The sequence below is a fragment of the Pseudomonas muyukensis genome, assembly GCF_019139535.1.
Classification (GTDB): domain Bacteria; phylum Pseudomonadota; class Gammaproteobacteria; order Pseudomonadales; family Pseudomonadaceae; genus Aquipseudomonas; species Aquipseudomonas muyukensis.
The window spans coordinates 1,622,986-1,642,256 of sequence record NZ_CP077073.1; the positions used below are offsets into that span (position 1 = coordinate 1,622,986).

General features: G+C 65.6%; 17 protein-coding genes. 5 read left to right on the forward strand and 12 right to left on the reverse strand.

The window, feature by feature from the left end:
- The first annotated feature begins 10 nt into the window (after positions 1 to 10).
- From KSS95_RS07360 to KSS95_RS07370, 3 genes are all read left to right on the forward strand, one after another.
- Positions 11 to 1,099 (forward strand): HlyD family secretion protein, encoded by a 1,089-nt coding sequence (locus tag KSS95_RS07360; protein WP_217852910.1) that lies wholly within the window; start codon positions 11 to 13, stop codon positions 1,097 to 1,099.
- Entirely contained in the window at positions 1,096 to 2,562 is a 1,467-nt protein-coding gene (locus KSS95_RS07365) for an efflux transporter outer membrane subunit (RefSeq protein WP_217852912.1), read from the forward strand. Before KSS95_RS07360 ends, KSS95_RS07365 begins: the two co-directional genes overlap by 4 nt.
- A 103-nt stretch (positions 2,563 to 2,665) precedes the next feature.
- The gene (locus KSS95_RS07370) at positions 2,666 to 3,460 is read left to right on the forward strand and encodes an SDR family NAD(P)-dependent oxidoreductase (RefSeq protein WP_217852914.1); all 795 of its coding nucleotides are present in this window, start codon (positions 2,666 to 2,668) and stop codon (positions 3,458 to 3,460) included.
- A gap of 171 nt (positions 3,461 to 3,631) precedes the next feature.
- On the opposite strand, the gene KSS95_RS07375 is transcribed toward KSS95_RS07370, so the two are convergent.
- From KSS95_RS07375 to KSS95_RS07390, 4 genes are all read right to left on the reverse strand, one after another.
- Entirely contained in the window at positions 3,632 to 5,323 is a 1,692-nt protein-coding gene (locus KSS95_RS07375; protein WP_217852915.1) for an alpha-keto acid decarboxylase family protein, read from the reverse strand.
- A gap of 45 nt (positions 5,324 to 5,368) precedes the next feature.
- Entirely contained in the window at positions 5,369 to 6,700 is a 1,332-nt protein-coding gene (paaK, locus tag KSS95_RS07380) for a phenylacetate--CoA ligase PaaK (protein WP_217853944.1), read from the reverse strand.
- 153 nt (positions 6,701 to 6,853) lie between these two features.
- On the reverse strand, positions 6,854 to 7,996 hold the full coding sequence (locus KSS95_RS07385; protein ID WP_217852917.1) for an acyl-CoA dehydrogenase family protein: 1,143 nt from the start codon (positions 7,994 to 7,996) through the stop codon (positions 6,854 to 6,856).
- Positions 7,997 to 8,068: 72 nt separating this feature from the next.
- Positions 8,069 to 8,482 carry an acyl-CoA thioesterase gene (locus KSS95_RS07390; RefSeq protein WP_134691157.1) on the reverse strand — a complete coding sequence of 138 codons (414 nt, stop codon included), beginning with the start codon at positions 8,480 to 8,482 and terminating at the stop codon, positions 8,069 to 8,071.
- A gap of 504 nt (positions 8,483 to 8,986) precedes the next feature.
- Between KSS95_RS07390 and KSS95_RS07395 the strand changes: the two genes are divergently transcribed.
- The gene (locus tag KSS95_RS07395) at positions 8,987 to 9,727 is read left to right on the forward strand and encodes an SDR family NAD(P)-dependent oxidoreductase (RefSeq protein ID WP_217852919.1); all 741 of its coding nucleotides are present in this window, start codon (positions 8,987 to 8,989) and stop codon (positions 9,725 to 9,727) included.
- Positions 9,728 to 9,773: 46 nt separating this feature from the next.
- Positions 9,774 to 10,688: an HpcH/HpaI aldolase/citrate lyase family protein gene (locus tag KSS95_RS07400; RefSeq protein WP_217852921.1), complete on the forward strand. Its 915-nt coding sequence runs from the start codon at positions 9,774 to 9,776 to the stop codon at positions 10,686 to 10,688.
- Here KSS95_RS07400 and KSS95_RS07405 read toward each other — a convergent pair.
- From KSS95_RS07405 to KSS95_RS07440, 8 genes are all read right to left on the reverse strand, one after another.
- Positions 10,668 to 11,345, reverse strand: a complete 678-nt coding sequence (locus KSS95_RS07405) for a TetR/AcrR family transcriptional regulator (RefSeq protein ID WP_217852922.1) — start codon at positions 11,343 to 11,345, stop codon at positions 10,668 to 10,670. The genes KSS95_RS07400 and KSS95_RS07405 overlap by 21 nt on opposite strands.
- A 296-nt stretch (positions 11,346 to 11,641) precedes the next feature.
- Entirely contained in the window at positions 11,642 to 12,454 is an 813-nt protein-coding gene (locus tag KSS95_RS07410) for an SDR family oxidoreductase (RefSeq protein WP_217852923.1), read from the reverse strand.
- Positions 12,455 to 12,573: 119 nt separating this feature from the next.
- Complete coding sequence (locus tag KSS95_RS07415; RefSeq protein ID WP_217852924.1) at positions 12,574 to 13,038, reverse strand: multidrug transporter; 465 nt, start codon at positions 13,036 to 13,038, stop codon at positions 12,574 to 12,576.
- Positions 13,039 to 13,180: 142 nt separating this feature from the next.
- Complete coding sequence (locus KSS95_RS07420) at positions 13,181 to 14,635, reverse strand: mannose-1-phosphate guanylyltransferase/mannose-6-phosphate isomerase (protein ID WP_217852926.1); 1,455 nt, start codon at positions 14,633 to 14,635, stop codon at positions 13,181 to 13,183.
- Between the two features lie 36 nt (positions 14,636 to 14,671).
- Complete coding sequence (locus tag KSS95_RS07425; RefSeq protein WP_217852928.1) at positions 14,672 to 15,319, reverse strand: alginate O-acetyltransferase AlgF; 648 nt, start codon at positions 15,317 to 15,319, stop codon at positions 14,672 to 14,674.
- Between the two features lie 20 nt (positions 15,320 to 15,339).
- Entirely contained in the window at positions 15,340 to 16,497 is a 1,158-nt protein-coding gene (locus KSS95_RS07430) for an alginate O-acetyltransferase (protein WP_217852930.1), read from the reverse strand.
- Between the two features lie 10 nt (positions 16,498 to 16,507).
- Positions 16,508 to 17,965: an MBOAT family O-acyltransferase gene (locus tag KSS95_RS07435; protein ID WP_217852932.1), complete on the reverse strand. Its 1,458-nt coding sequence runs from the start codon at positions 17,963 to 17,965 to the stop codon at positions 16,508 to 16,510.
- 205 nt (positions 17,966 to 18,170) lie between these two features.
- Positions 18,171 to 19,271: a mannuronate-specific alginate lyase gene (locus KSS95_RS07440; RefSeq protein WP_217852934.1), complete on the reverse strand. Its 1,101-nt coding sequence runs from the start codon at positions 19,269 to 19,271 to the stop codon at positions 18,171 to 18,173.

Sequence of the window (19,271 nt, forward strand, 5' to 3'; positions counted from 1 at the left end):
GAAAGACATCATGAGCATAAGCAAAAACCACAAACTGGCCTTGATCGCGGCGGCGGTCATCGTCGTCGGCGGCATCGCCTTCACGGCCTTGCCGTCGCTGTTCGGCGGCGCTGGCGTGCAATCGACCAACGACGCCTACGTGTCGGCGGACTACACCGTGGTGGCGCCGAAAGTGGCCGGCTTCATCACCCAGGTGCTGGTGGAGGACAACCAGCAGGTCAAGGCCGGGCAGACCCTGGCGCGCATCGACGACCGCGATTTCCAGGCCGCCCTGGCGGCGGCCGAGGCCCAGGCGCAGATGTCCCGGGCGCAGTTGCAGAACGCCAAGGCAACGTTGGAGCGCCAGGCCTCGCTGATCTCCCAGGCCGAGGCCGCGGTGGCTGCCGACAAGGCCGAACTGGCCTTCGCCAGCCATGAACTGACCCGTCATACGCGCCTGGCCGAGCAGGGCGCCGGCACCGTGCAGAACGCCCAGCAGGCGCGCAGCCGGGTCGACCAGGCCCAGGCGCGGCTGACCAACTCCAGCGCCGCCCTGGCGGCGGCGCGCAAGCAGACCGACATCCTCAGCGCGCAGCTGCAGGCCGCCGAGGCCGGGCGCAAGCATGCCGACGCGGCCCTGGACCGGGCACGCCTGGACCTGTCGTACACCACCATCGTCGCGCCCATCGACGGCATGGTCGGCGAGCGCGCGGTGCGCATCGGCTCCTATGTTCAGCCCGGGGCGAAGATGCTCTCGGTGGTGCCGTTGCAGCGCGCCTACGTGATCGGCAACTTCCGCGAAACCCAGCTGACCCACGTGCTGCCTGGCCAGCGCGTCGAAGTGAGCGTCGATACCTTCCCCGGCGAGCGCCTGCGCGGTGTGGTGCAGAGCGTCGCGCCGGCCACCGGCCTGACCTTCGCGGCGGTCAAGCCCGACAACGCCACCGGCAACTTCACCAAGGTGGTGCAGCGCATTCCGGTGAAGATCGTCTTCGACGCCGACCAGCCGCTGTTGCAGCGCCTGCGCGTGGGCATGTCGGTGATCGCCGATATCGACACCGGCAGCGAAGGCGGCCAGGACGCCCGGGCCAAGCCCCACCAGGAGGTCAGCGCCCGATGAAGCTTGCACGTACCGGCACGCCCTTGCTGTTGGGCGCCACCCTGGCCTTGAGCGCCTGCACCCTCGGCCCGGACTTTCACAAGCCTGCCTCGAGCGCCCCGGCGGCCTGGCCGGCGTTGCAGGAGAAGGCCGCGCCCAGCCAGCCGCAGAGCACGCCGCTGGAAGCCCGCTGGTGGGAGACTTTCCATGATGCGCAACTCACGGCGCTGATCCAGCGCGCGGTAGAGCGCAACCTGGACCTGCAGATCGCCACCTCGCGCCTGCTGCAAAGCCGTGCGCTGCGCATGAGCATCGCCTCCGAGCAGTACCCGTCGGTGGACCTGGACGCCGGCTACAGCCGTGCGCGCAACAGCGCCGAAGGCCTCGCCGACCCGTCTGGCAAAAATGGCAAGTCGGCGTTCAACCTGTGGCAGGGCGACTTCGTCGCGGCCTGGGAGCTCGACCTGTGGGGCCGCGTGCGCCGCGAAGTGGAAGCGGCCGACGCCAGTGTCGAGGTCGCCGAAAACGATCGCCAGGGCGTGCTGTTGTCGCTGCTGGCAGAAACCGCCAGCACCTATATTCAGTTGCGCTCGGTGCAGAGCACCTTGGGCGTGGTACGCGAGAACCTTGACGTCTCCCGCCACTCGCTGCGCCTGTCGCAGATGCGCCTGAGCGATGGCGTGGCGACCAACCTCGATGTCGCCCAGGCTGCCGCCCAAGTGGCCGCGGTCGAGGCGCGCCTGCCGACCCTCGAAGAGCGCCAGGCGCAGTTGATCAACGCCCTGAGCCTGCTGCTGGCCGAGCCGCCGCGCAGCTTGCAGCAAGAGCTGCTGACCCCAGGCGAACTGCCGCGCACCGCCCAGCGCTTCGCCATGGGCCTGCCGTCGGAGCTGGCCGAGCGCCGTCCCGACATCCGCCAGGCCGAGGCGCGGCTGCATGCGGCCACCGCCAGCATCGGCGTGGCCAAGGCCAACTTCTACCCCAGTATTCGCCTGTCCGGCAGCGCCGGCTTCCAGTCGATGCAGCTGTCCGACTTCGGCAACTGGGACGCGCGGCGCTTCGCCATCGGGCCACAGTTGAACCTGCCGATTTTCGAAGGCGGGCGCCTCAAGGGCGTGCTCGAACTGCGCGAGGCGCAGCAGCAGGAAGCGGCGCTGCAGTATCAGCAGACGGTGCTGCGTGCCTGGCACGAAGTGGACGATGTGTTGCGCCAGTACAACGCCAGCCAGTTGCGCCGCGACCTGCTCGAGGAAGCGGTGCGCCAGAGCCGGGTGGCCCTGGACAACGCCAAGCGCCAGTACGTGGAAGGCGCGGTGGACTTCCTCAACGTGTTGACGGTGCAGAGCGCGTTGCTGGCCAACCAGGAACAGTGGGTGGAAAGCAGCGCTGCCACGTCGTTGTCCATGGTCGGGCTGTACAAGTCCCTGGGCGGTGGCTGGCAATCGTTTGCGCCAGTATTGCAAGCCAAGGTTGAACGCGATTGAAAGTCGCGGTCAAAGAGCCATGAGGCACGCCGCCAACAATGCTTGCGTTGTTGGCGGCGTGTCGTTTTTGGGAACAGATATCATCCAGAAAAAGGACGCAGGTATGAATATTTCCTTGCACGGCAAAAGTGCAATCGTCAGCGGTTCCACGGCCGGCATAGGGTTCGCCGTCGCTTTCGGCTTGGCCGAGGCGGGTGCGAATGTGGTGATCAACGGTCGCGATGAAGGCCGGGTGAAACGCGCCATCAAGAAAATCACCGACAAGCTGCCAGGCGCCAGGGTGTCCGGCGTGGTCGCCGACCTGGGCACGCTCGAGGGCGTGAAGAAGCTGATCGCCAAGGAGCCGGAAACCGACATCCTGGTGAACAACCTGGGCATCTTCGAGCCCAAGGGCTTCTTCGAGATCAGCGACGAAGACTGGCAGCACTTCTTCGAGGTCAACGTGATGAGTGCGGTGCGCCTGTCGCGTCACTACGCCCAGGGCATGAAAGTGCGCAATTGGGGGCGGGTGCTGTTCATGTCCAGCGAGTCGGCGCTGCAGATCCCGACCGAGATGATCCACTACGGCACCACCAAGACCGCGTTGCTGGCGGTTTCCCGCGGGTTGGCCGAGACCCTGGCCGGTACTGGGGTGACGGTCAACGCCGTGCTGCCGGGGCCAACCCGTTCCGAGGGAGTGGGCGGTTACTTCGAGAAGATGGCTGACGAGGCCGGCAAGCCGGTGGAGGAGCTGGAGGCCAGCTTCATCGCCGAGCACCGTTCCAGCTCGATCATCAAGCGCCTGGCCACGGTGGAAGAGGTGGCCAACCTGGTGGTCTACCTGGCTTCGCGCCAGGCCAGTGCCACCACCGGCGCGGCCATGCGCGTGGATGGCGGGGTGGTGCGTTCGATCGCCTGATGCAAAAAAAGCCCGGGCGGCCATGCCGTCCGGGCTTTGCTGTGGTCGCGATCGCTGGCGAACACGGTGTTGCCTGGTTCGCCAGCAAGGCTGGCTCCTACTGGTTGGAATCTGTGTAGGAGCCGGCTTTGCCGGCGAACACCGGCGCAGACGGTGCCATGCACCGCAGGGTCAATGCGCCAAGGTCGGCTGGCTCAGCGCCGGCAGCCCGTAGTCGAATTCGGCGAACAGCCGGGCAAAGCGCTTGAGCGACTCCGGCGCATCCATGCGCTCCATCACCACCTCGATGAACACCAGCGCGTCGCAGGCTTCGGCCTCGATCAGCGCCACCTCCAGCTGGTCCTCGGTGTGCACCGTGAAGTGCCGGGCGCGGTCGCGGGTGTCGAGCACCTTGGGCAGTTGCGCATAACGCCACGGGTTGATGTCGTTGTAGCTGGAGTTCTCGCCGAGGATCAGCCGCTCGATGGTGTAGCCATCGTTGTTGATCAGGAAGATGATCGGCTTGAGGTCATGGGCCAGCAGGGTCGACAGCTCCTGCACGGTCATCTGCAACGAACCGTCGCCGATGAACAGCATTTGCCGGCGCTGCGGCTGGGCCAGCAGGGTGCCGAGCAGGGCCGGCAGGGTGTAGCCGATCGAGCCCCAGATCGGCTGGGTCAGGTAGGTCACCCCCCGCGGCATGCGCAGGCCGTTGAGCCCGGCCGAGGAGGTGCCGCTCTCGGCGATGATCAACTCGTCGCCGCGGATCAGGTGGGCGATGCGCTGCCAGAAGCGCAGTTGGCTCAGCGGGTGCTCGGGCAGCGCACGGAACGCCGCCGGGCCGCTGAACGGCGGGACCTGGCGCGCCATGGCCTGCATCACCGGCGGTTGCTGGACCAGGGTTTCCAGCACCTGGCGCATGCTCACCGCGTTGTAGTGCACCTTGGCCATCGACGCGGCGTAGGGCTGCAGCTGGATCAGTGCGCCGTCCTGGAATTTTTGCGAGAACAGCGCGGTGCTGACGTCGGTGAAGCGCGCGCCGATGCTCAGCACGCAGTCGGCCTGCTCGATTGCCTCGCGCACCGCCGGGGCGCTGCCGGCCCCGGCGTAGGTGCCGAGGAACAGGTGGTGGGTCTCCGGCAGCATGGCCTTGGCCGGCGGCAGGTTGGCGAACGGCAGGTCGAGGCGCTCGATCAGCTCCAGCACCTGCTCGGTCAGGCCGAAGCGTTCGACGTCGATGTCCACCAGCACCACCGGCCGGCTGGCCTTGGCCAGGCGTTCGCGCAACTGGGTCACCACGTGCTGCAGCTGGCCTGGCTCGCTGCGACTTTCGCAGCGTTGCAGCGGGGTGTCGGGCACCTCGATGTGCAGGTAGGCGAGGTCCGAGGGCAGTTGCAGGTAGACCGGGCGGCGTTCGCGCAGGCAGGTCTGCAGCACCCGGTCGATCTCCTGCGCGGCGTTTTCCACGGTGATGCGCGCCTGGGCCACGGTGAACTGGCGCACGGCAACCATGACGTTGTCGTAGTTGCCGTCAGCCAGGGTGTGGTGCATCAGCGCCCGGTCGATGATCGCGTGCAGCGGCGGCATGCCGGAGATCATGACCACCGGCACCCGCTCGGCATAGGCCCCGGCAATGCCGTTCAGGGCACTGAGGTCGCCCACGCCGTAGGTGGTCAGCACCGCGCCGAAGCCTTGGGCGCGGGCGTAGCCGTCGGCGGCGTAGGCAGCGTTGAGCTCGTTGCAGTTGCCGATGAACTGCAGGTCCGGCATGACCTCGACCTGTTCGAGCAAGGTCAGGTTGTAGTCGCCGGGCACGCCGAACAGATGGCGGATACCGAATTCCTGCAGGCGACGCAGGAGAAAGTCGCCGATGGTCATGTCCATGTTGGAGTCAACCTCGTGAGTCCGTTGAGGAGGGATAGCGCGCCGTCAGCGTGTGCCGCGCAGGTCGATGACCTTGCCGGCCTTGCCTTCGGAGCGTTTCAGGGAGTGGCAGGGGTTGAGCACGATGCGGGTGCTGATGCCGACATGCACCTTGATCCGGTGGCTGAGCTGCTGGCAGGCCGCCTGTTGTTCCTCGTTGCTCAGCCGGCTGTGCTCCGGGCGCAACTCGACCTGGACGCTGAGGGCGTCGAGGTTGCCTTCGCGGCTGACGTGCAGTTCGTGCACGGGGCTGAAGATGAACAGGTTCAGCAGCTGTTCCTCGATCTGGCTGGGGAACACATTGACCCCGCGGATGATCAGCATGTCGTCGCTGCGCCCGGTGATCTTGTCCAGGCGGCGCATGGCGCGGCCGTTGCCCGGCAGCAGGCGGGTCAGGTCGCGGGTGCGGTAGCGCACCATCGGCAGCGCTTCCTTGCTCAGGGTGGTCAGCACCAGTTCGCCGAACTCGCCCTCGGGCAGCACTTGGCCGGTCACCGGGTCGATGATCTCCGGGTAGAAGTGGTCTTCCCAGAGGGTCGGGCCGTCCTTGGTGTCCAGGTGCTCCATGGCAACGCCCGGGCCCATGACTTCCGACAGGCCGTAGATGTCCAGGGCCTGGATGCCCAGGCGCTGTTCCAGCTCGGCGCGCATCTGCTGGCCCCACGGCTCGGCGCCGAAGATCCCGACCCGCAGCGACAGCGCGCGCGGGTCCAGGCCCTGGCGCTCGATCTCTTCGGCGATGTTGAGCATGTACGACGGCGTGACCATGATGATGTCGGGCTGGAAGTCGCGGATCAGCTGGACCTGTTTCTCGGTCTGGCCGCCGGACATCGGGATCACCGTGCAGCCAAGCTTTTCGGCGCCGTAGTGCGCGCCCAGGCCGCCGGTGAACAGGCCGTAGCCGTAGGCGATGTGGATCCGGTCGCCGCGCTGGCCGCCGGCGGCGCGGATCGAACGGGCCACCAGCGACGACCAGACATCGATGTCATGCCGGGTGTAGCCGACCACGGTGGGCTTGCCGGTGGTGCCGCTGGAGGCGTGCAGGCGCACCACCTGGTCCATGGGCACGGCGAACAGGCCGAACGGGTAGTGCTCGCGCAGTTCGGCCTTGCTGGTCAGGGGGAAACGGGCCAGGTCCTCCAGCTGGGTCATGTCCTGTGGGTGGACCCCCAGGGCCTGGAACTGCTCGCGGTACCAGGGCACGTTGGCGTAGGCATGTTCCAGGGTGACGCGCAGGCGCTGCAGCTGGTGGGCGCGCAGGGCGTCGACGCTGGCTTGTTCGAAACGATCGTCGACCGGGTCGGCGAAGGCGGTGGACGTTGTGCTGTGCAAGGGCATCGATGGGATGGGCATCGGATCTGCTCTCTTTGTGTAGGGCGCATTGGAAGGCAGGCAAAGCCCCACTGCCGGCTCACCCCAGGCCGACCCCGAAGGGTTGGCCTGGCGTGCCGGCAGGGCATGGCAGGGCTTGCGAGCTGCGGGCTCGACCGTTCAGACGGCCTGTGTCAGGCGCAGCAGCTGGTTGAAGATGTTCTTCTGGTGCATCTCTTCGGTGCCGCCGACGCTGGCGAAGCCCAGGGCATCCTTGACCAGGTTGGCGACGTCGCCTTCGTGGTAGCCCAGGCTGCCGTACAGCTTGAGCAGGCTGATGGCGCTGTTGATGAAGTCCTGCGCGGCGCCGAGCTTGGCGATCGAGCAGTTCATCAGGGCCTGGGGCTGGTCGTTGAGCAACTGGTCGAGGGCGGCATAGGCCATCCAGCGGTTGCGTTCGATGCCCATGGCCAGGTCCACCAGGCGCTTCTGCACGTACTGGTGGTTGTCGATGGTGCTGTTGAAGCTTTCGCGCTTGGCCGCGTACTGCATGGCTTCGGCGAGGAACGGGGTAGGCAGGTTGGCCGCCACCAGGCCGTAGTACAGGCGGCCCAGGGAAATGATCTTGATCAGCTGCTGCAGGCCGCGGCCTGGCTCGCCGAGCACCTGGGCAGTCGGTACGTGCAGGTTGTCGAAGTGCAGCGGGCCGGTCGGCAGGTGCTTGTTGCCGAGCTTGTCGTCAGGTTGGCCGCGGGTCAGGCCCGGGGTGTCCTTGTCGATCATCACCAGGGCGATATTGGCCTTGGCGTCGGTGTCCAGCTTGGTGACGATCAGCATGAAGTCGGCCACGGGGGCGTGGGCGATGTTGAACTTGCTGCCGTTGAGGCGGTAGCCGCCATCGACCGGGGTCAGCAGGCTGTGGATGCTGCGTACGTCGGTGCCGGTACCGGGTTCGGCGATGCCGGTGGCGCTCAGCGCGCCGTTGAGGATCGCGGTGAGGTAGCGGTCTTTCTGTTCGTCGTTGCCGTACAGCATCAGGGCACGGACCATGCCGGCCTGGGCGATCACCGAGAGCAGCAGCTCAGGGGTGCGGATCGACGAGGCCAGGCCTTCGAGGGCGGCGGTGAAGCCCCACCAGTCCTCGCCCAGGCCACCGTGGCTGACGGGGATGACCAATTGCCAGAGGCCGGCATCGCACAGGCGTTGCCAGCCGTAATGGTCGAAACCCGGTTCGGCGCTGCGGCGGGCGTGTGCCAGCTCGGCGCCGATGGCCCGGTATTTCACCAGCAGTTCATGCTGCTGGGGCGTCCAGGAAAAATTCATCGCGAGAGTTCCTTTGCAGTCTGCTCGCCGGCCGCCAGGCGCCCGGCGAAACCATCATCCCTGAGCCCGGGCTCAGCCTTCCTGGAATGCCAGGACCTGGTCCTTGAACGCTTGCGGGACCGGCACGGTGGCTTGTTTGTCGTAGTCGAACATCACGTGGTACGACTTGGCCTTGGCGACGATTTCCTTGCTGTCGTCCGAGCGGCGCATGATGTGCTCGATCTCGAAGCTCTTGGTGCCGAACTTGACCACCGAGCTGGTGACTACCAGGGTTTCGCCGTACATGGCCTGGGCCACGTAGTCGCACTCGCTGCGCACCATGATGTGCGGCAGTTTTTCGCGCTTGGGCAGGTCCAGCAGGTCGTGCATGTAGCAGAGGTAGGCGTGCTGCATGTAGTCGTAGTAAATCGGGCTGCTGACATGGCCCATGGAGTCGGTGTCGCGGTATTTGATTTCAATGACGGTGTCGAAACCCTTGGTGCTCATTATGAACGTCCTTTTATATGAGGGTGGAGAGAGGAATGTCATTATCTTGAAACTTTTTTGTCTCATGTCAGTGCGCTTGAAGTGCGACTGAAATATAAAGTTTCAAAGTGGTTTTAATCCTAAGCAGCTTGTCCGACGATAGCTACTCGCATTCTTATAACTGACTGTTGCACTCTGTTATATACAAGCTGTGGGCCACGAAATACGCGGTCTTGCTAGGTTTTTTCGACGCGCTTGGGGGCGTTGGGAGGCGCGGGGACGATCGGTCGCAGGGAAATTAAAATAGCACTGGGAAAAGCTCGCGTTTTGCCGGCAACGACGAACGTCATGACTGTTTATTTAGCCGGGGTCGAGAATGCGAGTTTATTTTCGGTGGCGCTGGTCTTGCGCCCCGTTATTACGCTTTGCTGAATGCGAGTAGTTGAGTTGTATACATTCTTTTAGCATGTCGAAGAGCGTGCCCTGCGCTGAATGGGCACTGTTGTCGCAAGGAGTACTTTCGATATGTTGGAACGAACCAAGGTGGCGGTGGTGACCGGTGCCGCCAGCGGCATTGGCGCGGCGACAGCCCGCCTGCTGGCCGCTGAAGGCTACCGGGTCGCCTGCCTGGACCTGGACGGCCACGGCCTGGCCGCGACCCTCGACGCCATCGGCACGAAGCATCGGCCGTATTGCCTGGACCTGTGCGACGAGCAGGCGGTGGCGCAGGTGTTCAGCGAGATCGAAGGCGCGTTCGGCCAGGTCGATGCGCTGGCCACCTGCGCCGGCGTGGTCGACACCAGCGCTTTCGATGCCTTGAGCGTGGCGCGCCTGCGCCAGTTGCTGGACATCAACCTGATCGGCACCTTCAGCGTGGTCCAGCAAGCTGTGCGGCTGATGCCCCACGGCGGGCGCATCTGCACCGTGGCCAGTGTCGCCGGCATTCGCGGTGGCGGCCTGGCCGGCACCTTGGGCTATGCCACCAGCAAGGGCGCGGTGATCACCCTGAGCAAGGGCCTGGCCCGAGAGCTGGGCCCGCGCGGCATCAATGTCAACTGCGTGGCCCCGGCGGTGATCCGCACGCCGATGCTCGACGACACCACCCGGGTCGCCGGCAAGCTCGAGCAACTGCATGGCATGACCGCCCTGCGCCGCGAAGGCAGTGCCGAGGAGGCCGCCGAGGTGATCGCCTGGCTGTTGTCGGGCAAGTCGTCGTTCGTCAGTGGCACCACCATTGCCGTCGACGGCGGCTTGGCGATGCTCTAGCGCCCTGGCGCGCTTTCTTTTTTCCCCTTCACTACAGGACGTCTACATGGCTGTTTCCAAGGACAATCCCCTGGCGCTTTGCCGCACCTTCCTTTTCATTCCCGGCGCCGACGAGGCGGCATTGCTCGACGCGCTGAACGGCGACGGCGACGTGCTGGTCCAGGAGCTGGAAGATTTCACCCCGCCCGAGCGGCGGGCCGAAGCGCGGCAGCTGGCCGCGCGGGTCATGCAGCACTGGCGCGAATGCGGGCGCATCAGCTCGGTGCGCATCAACCCGTTCGAGACCTGCGGCCTGGAGGACCTCGAGGCGGTGATGGCGGCGCGCCCGCAAGTGGTGATGATGTCCAAGGTCGAGTCGCGCGAGCAGATGGCCCTGCTGGACTGGCACATCACCCGCCTGGAAGGCCAGTACGGCATCGCCGCAGGTTCCACGCTGATCGTGCCGAACATCGAGACCGCGCTGGGCGTGGTCCGGGCTATCGACATCGCCCATTCGACGCCGCGCATCAAGGCGATGCTGGTGGCCACCGAGGACATGGTCGCCGACCTGGGCGCCGGTCGCAGCCGCGCCGGAACCGAGCTGTTCTACCCGCGTTCGCGCTTTCTGCTCGAATGCGCGGCGGCGGGCGTGCTGGCGATCGACTCGCCGTATACCTTCGCCGACGACGAAGGCGCCGAGGCGGACATGCAGTTCGCCCGCTCCATCGGCTACCAGGCCAAGGGCGTGGTCAACCCGGCGCATGTCGCCGTGGCCAACCGCTACCTGACCCCGACCGCGGCCGAGGCCGAGCTGGCGCAGCGCCAGATCGACGCCTTCGAACACGCTACCCGTTCGGGCAGCGTGCGCGCCGAGGTCGATGGCCTGGTGGTCGAGGTGCCTAGCTACCTGCAGTCGCGCCGCTTGCTCGAGCGCTACCAGCAACTGCTGCAGGTTCAGGCATCACGCGGCGCCCAGGTGTGAGTGGCTGACGATGCCGCTGGCCAGGTAACCGGCCTGGCTGAAGCTGCTGTGCGGACTGGCGCACAGCAGCCCGGTCACCGAGCAGCAGATCGCCTCCTCGATACCGGCCTGGCTGATCTGCGGTGCTTCCAGGGTGTAGGCCTTGACCATCGAGGTGATCATCTGCGCGGTCAGCCACGCGGCTGATTGCAGGTTGCCGTGGGCCAGCCGGTGGCGCCAGCGTTGCAGCAGGCATTCCATCGAATGGGTGATGCGCGCCTGGTGCTCGCCGCTGCCGTTGCTGAGGAAGGCGAAGTCCTTGTCCAGCATGCGGTGCAGCTCGGGCTCCTGCAGGTGCAGTTGCAGCAGGCCGCGTACCAGCAAGGTGATGTGGCTTGGCAGGTCGGCTACGTCCTGGCGGCCGGCGACGTCGAGGATGATCTGGTTCACCGCCTGGGCGTGGCGCTCGTACAGGGCGGCGATCAGGGCATCCTTGTTGGGGAAATACTGGTAGACCGAACCGACACTGACGCCGGCGCGTTCGGCCACCAGGTTGGTGTTGGTTCCCGCATAGCCATGCTTGACCACCACCGTGGCGGTGGTCTTCAGGATGGTCTCGACCATCATCCTGGAGCGGGCTTGCGTGGGGACTTTGCGAGGAAGTTGAGCGTGTTTCACGAATGACTCCAGAGTTTACCTGTATGCATTTGTGAGAAAGACTGCCAGCCAGACCATGGGGCTCCGATCCTGGAGGTTTCTCCCTGATTGCCTTTGAGCCGGCAGTGTCTCTCCCCCGCAAAATGGGCCCCGCAGGGCAAATTTCAGCGGGAGAGGACACTAATGTCTGGTGTGACCGTTCAAATGCGATAGGGATTCTTGGCCCTGGCGCAACATTGGAAAATGCTCTGGTGTGCACTTTATAGTTAGCGATAGGGTCAGCTATCGATCGCTCAAATCCCGTAAAACCGGGAAGATCAAAGCGTTACGTCGAGGCCGAAACGCTTCATCAAGACTTTTTCCAGCATACCGCCGGGCAGCCAGCGGGCCAGCCAAGGCAACGCGCGGCTGCCATTGCCCAGGCGTATCAGCTGCGGCACGCGATTGCGTTGCAGTGCCTTGAGCACTTGGCGGGCAAAATCCTCGGCCGGGGTCGGCCGATCCTGCGAGGCCCGGGCCCGGGCGCGGATGCCTTCGCGCAGTGGCCACCAGGGCGAACCCTCGGTAATCAACAGCTCGGCCTCGCGCCCGGCGTTGCTGGCGAACTGCGAGGCGATGGCCCCCGGCTGCACTTCCATGACCCGGATCCCGAACGGGGCCAGCTCCAGGCGCAGCGCCTGGCTCAGGGCGTGTACCGCGGCCTTGGAGGCGCAGTAGGCGCCGGCGAAGGGGGTGACCAGCACGCCGGAGACGCTGCCGATGTTCACCACCACACCGCGGTTGCGGCGCAGTAAGGGGAACAATGCGCGGGTGACAGCCACCGGGGCGAAGACGTTGGTCTCGAACTGTCGGCGCAGGGCCTCGCTGCCGCCGTCGAGCAAGGGCCCCATGGCCCCGTAGCCGGCGTTGTTGATCAGGATGTCCAGTTGCTGCAGTTCGCTGGCCAGGCGGGCGATGGCCTCGGCATCGTTGACGTCCAGTTGCCGGGCATGGAAGCCGGCGGCGGCCAGGCACTCGACATCCTCGGGCTTGCGGGCGGTCGCCCAGACGTCATGGCCGGCCGCGTGCAAGGCGTCGGCCAGGGCGCGGCCGATGCCGCTGGAACAACCGGTGATCAGGGCGGTGGGCATGCAGGGGACCTGTCAGCAGAAAAGTGGGGTGGCTTACCGGCCCTTTCGCCGGCAAGCCGGCTCCTACAGCGTAATGTAGGAGCCGGCTTGCCGGCGAAGAGGCCGGTACAGACAATCGATCAATTGGCGAATGTACCTTGCAGGTGCTCGGCGCGAAACTCCAGGTTCTGCGGTCGATAGCCTGAACGCAGCGGTGGCAGCGGCAGGCAGTCGCGCCACTCGCCGCCCGGCTGCAGGTCGCCTGGGCCGCGGTAACGCGGGGCGCTGTAGGCGTTCTCGGCGAGGTTCACGGTATCGCCCGGCGCGTAGGCGCCGACACGCCAGCGCAGTTCGGTGAGCGGGGCCTGGTTGCCGTTCTTCATGTGCACCTGCAGGGCGCGGTCGGCGGGGCATTGGTCGGGAGCGTAGCTGAGGCGGATGTCCAGGCGCGCGAGTTGCGAGGCTTCGCGGGTGTCCTGCCAGGCCACCCCGAGGGCCACCAGGCCCAGGCCGCATACGGCCGCTAGCGAGATGGGCAGGGCCTTGGCCGGGTAGCGTAGCAGCAGGACCAGCCAGGTGAGGACGAGCAGGGCGCCGATGATCATGGTGGAGCAGGCCTTGGTGGCGGGGGTTTGATCATCTTGGAGCGCCAGGCTGCAAGCTGCAAGCCACAAGAAAAAGCGGGGGCGCGACGAATCGAGCATTTCGATTCACCGCCCCCCCGCTTTTTCTTGCAGCTTGCAGCTGTTACTGCGCGATGGTCTTCACCGACACCCCACGCTCGAGCGGCGTCGAGCTACGGCCATAGACATCCTCGAAGCGCTCGATGTCATCCTCGCCCAGGTAGCTGCCGGACTGCACCTCGATGATCTCCAGCGGGATCTTGCCGGGGTTGCGCAGGCGGTGCACCGAGGCGATGGGGATGTAGGTGGACTGGTTCTCGGTGAGCAGGAACACGTTCTCGTCGCAGGTCACCTCGGCGGTGCCGGACACCACGATCCAGTGCTCGGCGCGGTGGTGGTGCATCTGCAGCGACAGGCTCGCGCCCGGCTTGACGGTGATGTGCTTGACCTGGAAGCGCCCGCCCATGTCCACCGAATCGTACGAGCCCCACGGGCGGTACACCTCCAGGTGGTTCTGGGTTTCGCTACGGCCCTGGGCATCGAGGGTGTTGACCAGTTGCTTGACGCCCTGAACCTTGTCCTTGTGGGCGATCATCATGGCGTCCTTGGTCTCGACCACCACGATGTTCTCCAGGCCAATCACCGATACCAGCTTGCCGTTGCCGTGGATCATGCAGTTGTGGCTGTCCTGCACCACCACGTCGCCCTTGGTGACGTTGCCGTTGTCGTCCTTGGCGTGCACGTCCCACAGCGACGACCAGCAGCCCACGTCGCTCCAGCCGGCCGATAGCGGCACCACGCAGGCGCGCTGGGTCTTCTCCATCACCGCGTAGTCGAGGGAGTTGTCCGGGCAGCAGGCGAAGGTGGCTTCGTCGATGCTCAGCACATCGCCGTCCTCGGCGCTGCGCTCCAGGGCCAGCAGGCAGGTGTCGTAGATGTCCGGGTCGTGCTTTTTCAGCTCTTCGAGCAAGCGGCTGGCGCGGAACAGGAACATGCCGCTGTTCCAGAAATAGCCGCCGGCGCGGACGAACTCATTGGCGCGTTTCTCGTCGGGTTTCTCGACGAACTGCGCGACCCGCGCTACGCCCTCGGGCAGCAGCGCGTCCTGGCTGGAGCGGATGTAGCCGTAGCCGGTTTCAGGCTTGGTCGCCGGCACGCCGAACAGCACCATCTCGCCGCGCTCGGCGGCCACGGTGGCCAGGGCCAGGGCGCGCTGCAGGGCCTTCTGGTCCTCGATCACGTGGTCGGCGGGCAATACCAGCATCAGCTCGTCACGGCCTTCGTTGAGCAGTTTCATCGCGGTGATCGCCACCGCCGGCGCGGTGTTGCGACCGAACGGCTCCATCAGGATCGCCTGGGTATCGAGGCCCAGCGCGCCGAGCTGCTCCTGGACGATGAACTTGTGGTCCTTGTTGCAGACCACGATGGGGCTGTCCATGCCTTCGAACACCAGGCGCTCGAGGGTCTGCTGGAACAGGGTGTGCTCGCCGGTCAGCGCCAGGAACTGCTTGGGGAACTGCTTGCGCGACAGAGGCCACAGACGCGAACCGCTACCACCAGAAAGAATTACCGGGATCATGTCGTTTCTCCAATAAAGGTCGTATAGGGGCTGGAATCAGTTAGTGGCTACGGGACGGGTGACCCACACCGGCGCCAGGCTGTTGCCGGAACCGGTGACGTACAGCACGGCGGCTTCGCCGCGCTCGAGGGCGACGGGCTTGACGTCGCCGACCTTCTTGTCGCCTGCATACAGGGCAAGGTTGACCTTGACCGGATTGATTTCACGCTCGCCACGGCCCTTGGCGGCCACTGGCTTGACCACTTCGGTCTTGCCGTCGGCGGTCTTCAGGGTCAGCGCCTGGTCGCTCAGGTTCTGCACCCGCACCAGGGCCTTCTGCTTGTTCTTGAACGGCGGCTCCTCGATCAGCTGCGGGTTGCCGCCGCTGTTGTTGACCAGGGTGTAGTACTTGTCGGCGGCAAGCTTCACCGGGACGCTCTTGCCGCCGACTTGGGCGGTGTAGTCGCCACCGGGCAGGAAGCTGAAGTCGCTGCTGGCCTGGGCACCGACCTGCTTGATCTGGGTGTTGCCGACCGAGGCGGCGGTAGGCGCGCTGGCGGCGTTGTACAGGCGCACGAAGGTCGAGCCCTTCGGCGCGCTGGGGCCATACAGGGCGGCGTCGGCGCCGGCGAAGGCCTGCATCGAGGCGAGGCTCAGGCCGGCGGCGAGGGTGAGGGCTTTGGCAATGCGAGTCTTGGTGGTCATGTGCGTGTTCCTCTCTATCTTCAGTGGTCCGTCCGGTTGGACGACAGGGCCAGGTTTGCTTCGGATTGACGGGGTTGCTTCAACTGCGCGATCCACTGCGGGTCGAAGCTGCCGAGGTCGTTGTTCATTGGCAGATAACGTTCGGGGAATTCCCACACCACGACCTGTGGCGGGGCGTTCTTGAAGGCATCGCTTTGCAGGTACTTGAGCATCGGCACGAGCGGGCCGTGGCCATCCTCGGCGTAGTTGGCGACGTCGCTGCGCAGCGCCTGCTGCAGGGCGCCGAGGAAGTTCCAGTGGGGGTTGGCGCTGTAGCTGGTGCCCACCAGCGCCACCGGGATCTGGCTGTCGGCGAACAGCGCGTCGCCACCTTCGCCGTCGGCCTGCACCGGCAGGGTCTTGCGCTGCTGCAGGGTGTCCGGGCTCGGCAACAGGTTGCTGAACAGTGGGTCGAGCGGCAGGAAGTTGGTCAGGTCGCCCTTGTACGGCGCGCTGGCGCCGGCCTCGGTGATGTACTGCTGTGGCGCGCCGCTGAGCAGGCTCTGGCGGTTGACCGCCTCGGCCAGGGCCTGGGCGACCACCTCGGCGCCCAGCGGCGTCCAGTGGGTGTCGGTGCGCAGGAACACCTGGCCGCGGGCCTTGGCCTGCTCCAGCGGGGCCAGCAGGTCGGGGGCGAACACCCCAGCCTGACGCACCTGGGCATGGAAGCGGTTGAACAGCTCGTCGTGCAGGCTGGCCGGGGTTTGCTTGCCGATGTACTCCGAATACAACCGCGCCTTGGCCGGGACGATCGCCAGCACCAGCTGGCTGCCGTGGCGTTGCAGGGTGTCGCGGATGCCGCGCACCAGCGCCAGGTTGTCCTGCATCAGTTGTTCGGCGCCGGCGGTGGGCTTGAACTCCTCGTCGCTGAACAGCCACTGCTCGCGGCCCAGCACCACGCCGGGGCGGCCTTCGTTGAACAGCTTGAAGTCCAGCGCGGCCCATAGGTTGGTGCCCAGGCGCTTGATCGGGAACTGCTCGTCGTAGTGGGTCTCGGCGGCCTTGGCCAGCTTGCCGTCGAGCAGGGTCATCTGGCCACTGCGATTGAAGCTTTCCAGCCCGCCGAGGGAGGCTGCGCCCAGGCCCACCAGCAGGCCCATGAACGACAGCGAATAGGTGATGCGAAGTGTCCGGTTCATGATTCAGGCCTCAGAACTGGAAGTACAGGAACGGTGAGTAGCTCTGCGCCGAGAGCTTGAGCACCGAGGCGGCGAACAGCAGCAGGACCAGGGCGCGGGTCATGACCCGGGCCCAGTCCAGGCCCAGCGAGCCGTCGGCGTTGACGTGCACCGGCGTGGCCCGGGGCGTTGGCTTGGCGTTGCGGTAGAAGTCGCGCAGGCCGAAGAACGCCAGGGTCAGGTAGGCGACGATCAGCGTGGCCACTTGCAGGCCGGTGAGCTGGGCTCGGTTGAGTTCCGACAGCTGCCAGTCGCCGAAGCTGAACATGGCGCCGTACATGCGCGCGGCCACATGCAGGTTCTCGGCGCGGAAGATCACCCAGCCGACCACCACCAGCAGGAAGGTGAAGGCCCATTTCACCGGATTGAAACGCTGCGGGTTGGTGTCCAGCCCCAGCGCCCGCTCGATGGCCAGCCACAGGCCGTGCCAGGCGCCCCAGATGATGTAGGTGAAGTTGGCGCCGTGCCACAGGCCACCCAGCAGCATGGTCAGGAACAGGTTGCGGTAGGTGTTGAACGTGCCTTTGCGGTTGCCGCCCAAGGTGATGTACAGGTAGTCGCGCAGCCAGGTCGACAGGCTGATGTGCCAGCGCCGCCAGAACTCGGTGATCGACTGGCTGATGTAGGGCTGCTTGAAGTTCTCCATGAAGCGAAAACCCATCATCAGGCCCAGGCCGATGGCCATGTCGCTGTAGCCGGAGAAGTCGAAGTACAGCTGTGCGGTGTAGGCCAGGGCGCCCAGCCAGGCATCACCGGTGGTCGGGTTCTGCAGGGCGAAGCAGTGGTCGGCGACCACCGCCAGGGTGTCGGCGATGAACACCTTCTTGATGAAGCCTTGCATGAAGCGGGTGCAGCCTTCGGAGAACTTGTCCAGGGTGTGGGTGCGGTTGTTGAACTGCTCGACCAGGTCCTTGAAGCGCAGCACGGGGCCGGCGATCAGGTGCGGGAAGATCGCCACGAACGCGGCGAAGTCGATCAGGTTGCGCGTGGCGGGGGTGTCGCCGCGGTACACGTCGATGATGTAGCTGATCGACTCGAAGATGTAGAACGAGATGCCGATCGGCAGCAGCACGTGGGTGAGGATGAACGGCTCCAGGCCCATCGAGGTCATGATCGCGTTGAGGCTGTCGACGCCGAAGTTGGCGTACTTGAAGTAGCCGAGGATGCCCAGGTCGACCCCCACGCCCAGCAGCAGCCAGCGTTGCGCGGGCTTGGTGCGCACGCCGGCGGCGCCGACTTTCAGGCCGATCCAGTAGTTCCACAGGGTGACCCCGGCGAACAGGGCGAGGAAGTCCACCCGCCACCAGGCGTAGAAGATGTAGCTGGCAACCAGCAGCAGCAGGTTGCGGTAGCGGTTCCCGCTTATGTAGTACAAGCCGAGGAAAACCGGCAGGAACAGGAACAGGAACACATTGGACGAGAAGACCATCCCGGTTCTCCTAGTTATGCACAGCATTCGGGGCACAGCGCCCCCCAAACCCCCCACGCAAACGCAGGGGAAACCTTTGTTGCCTCAACCGTTGCTGGCGAGGGCTTCGCCCTCGTTTCGCGACACCAGGCCGCTCCTACAGGATTAGCGCCGTCCCTGTAGGAGCGGCCTGGTGTCGCGATGGGCCGCAAAGCGGCCCCTGGCCTTACTTCTTTTCCGCGCCCGGGTCATAGACCCGGGTCATATCGCCACCCAGCCGGAAGTTGTTGAACGGCTGCATGTCGTGCTTGCGCTCGAGGGTGTCGCCGACGCACTGGTACAGCGCGCACCACGGCTCGAGCCAGGCGTACTTGCTGTCGACCTTCAGGTCCTTGAGGTCCTGCTTCACGCCGGCGCGGGTGTTGAAATGAACAGGGTCGCGGGCCCCGGCGAGCACGCCTTCGCCAAGCCGTTGCAAGGCGAAGTTGTTCTCCTTGCGCAGGTCCACGCCGTTGGCCTGGGCGAAGCTGGCGATCATCGCCAGCGGCGGCAGGGCGTAGTTGTGGTAGGCCAGGGCGCGTTGCTTGCGCTTGACCTCGTTGGGCAAAAAGCCCTGTTCGTCCACCTGGTTGACGCCGACCTTGTATTCCTTCACCGCCCAGTCGAACAGGTCGCGGCGGTCGGTGGCCACGGCGGTGGCCATCACCGACCAGGCCGCCCAGTAGCTGTGGTTGTTGATCTTCTCCAGGGGCAGGTCGCTCCAGTCGCGCACGGTCTGTTCGGCCAGGCGCGCCAGCCACTTCTCGATCTGCGCGGCCTGGGCCTGGTGCGCGGCCAGCGGCTGGGAATTGGAGAACTTCAGCCGCAGCCACGAGCCGCTCATGCTGCCTAGCGCCCATTTGCGCATCGACTTGCCGGTGTGGTTGAAGTCGGTGGATTCCAGGGCGTCGGCCTGGGCCCAGGTCTCGAGCCAGCCCAGCGCGCAGTCGAGCTGGGTCGGGCGGCCGTCGCGCAGGTACTGGCCGACCATCTTGCTGATGCCTCGCTCGAGGCGGGTGATGTCCTCGGTGGCTTTGTGGAAGGCTTTTTCCGAGGCGACATTGAGCGTCGCCCGGGCCTTGTCGGAGCCTTCGTACTTGCTGCGAAACTGCAGCGCCCCGGTGAACGGCTTGGGCGCCGCTTCGCAGCGGAAGTTGCCGTCGCCGGTCTTGAGTTTCTCGATACCCTCGTAGTAGCCCTGGGGCGGCACCAACGCGGCCTGCGCCGCGCCGCCGAACAGGGCGAGAACGAGCAGGGCCGGTGCGGTCTTGCGATGGATGGCTGTCAT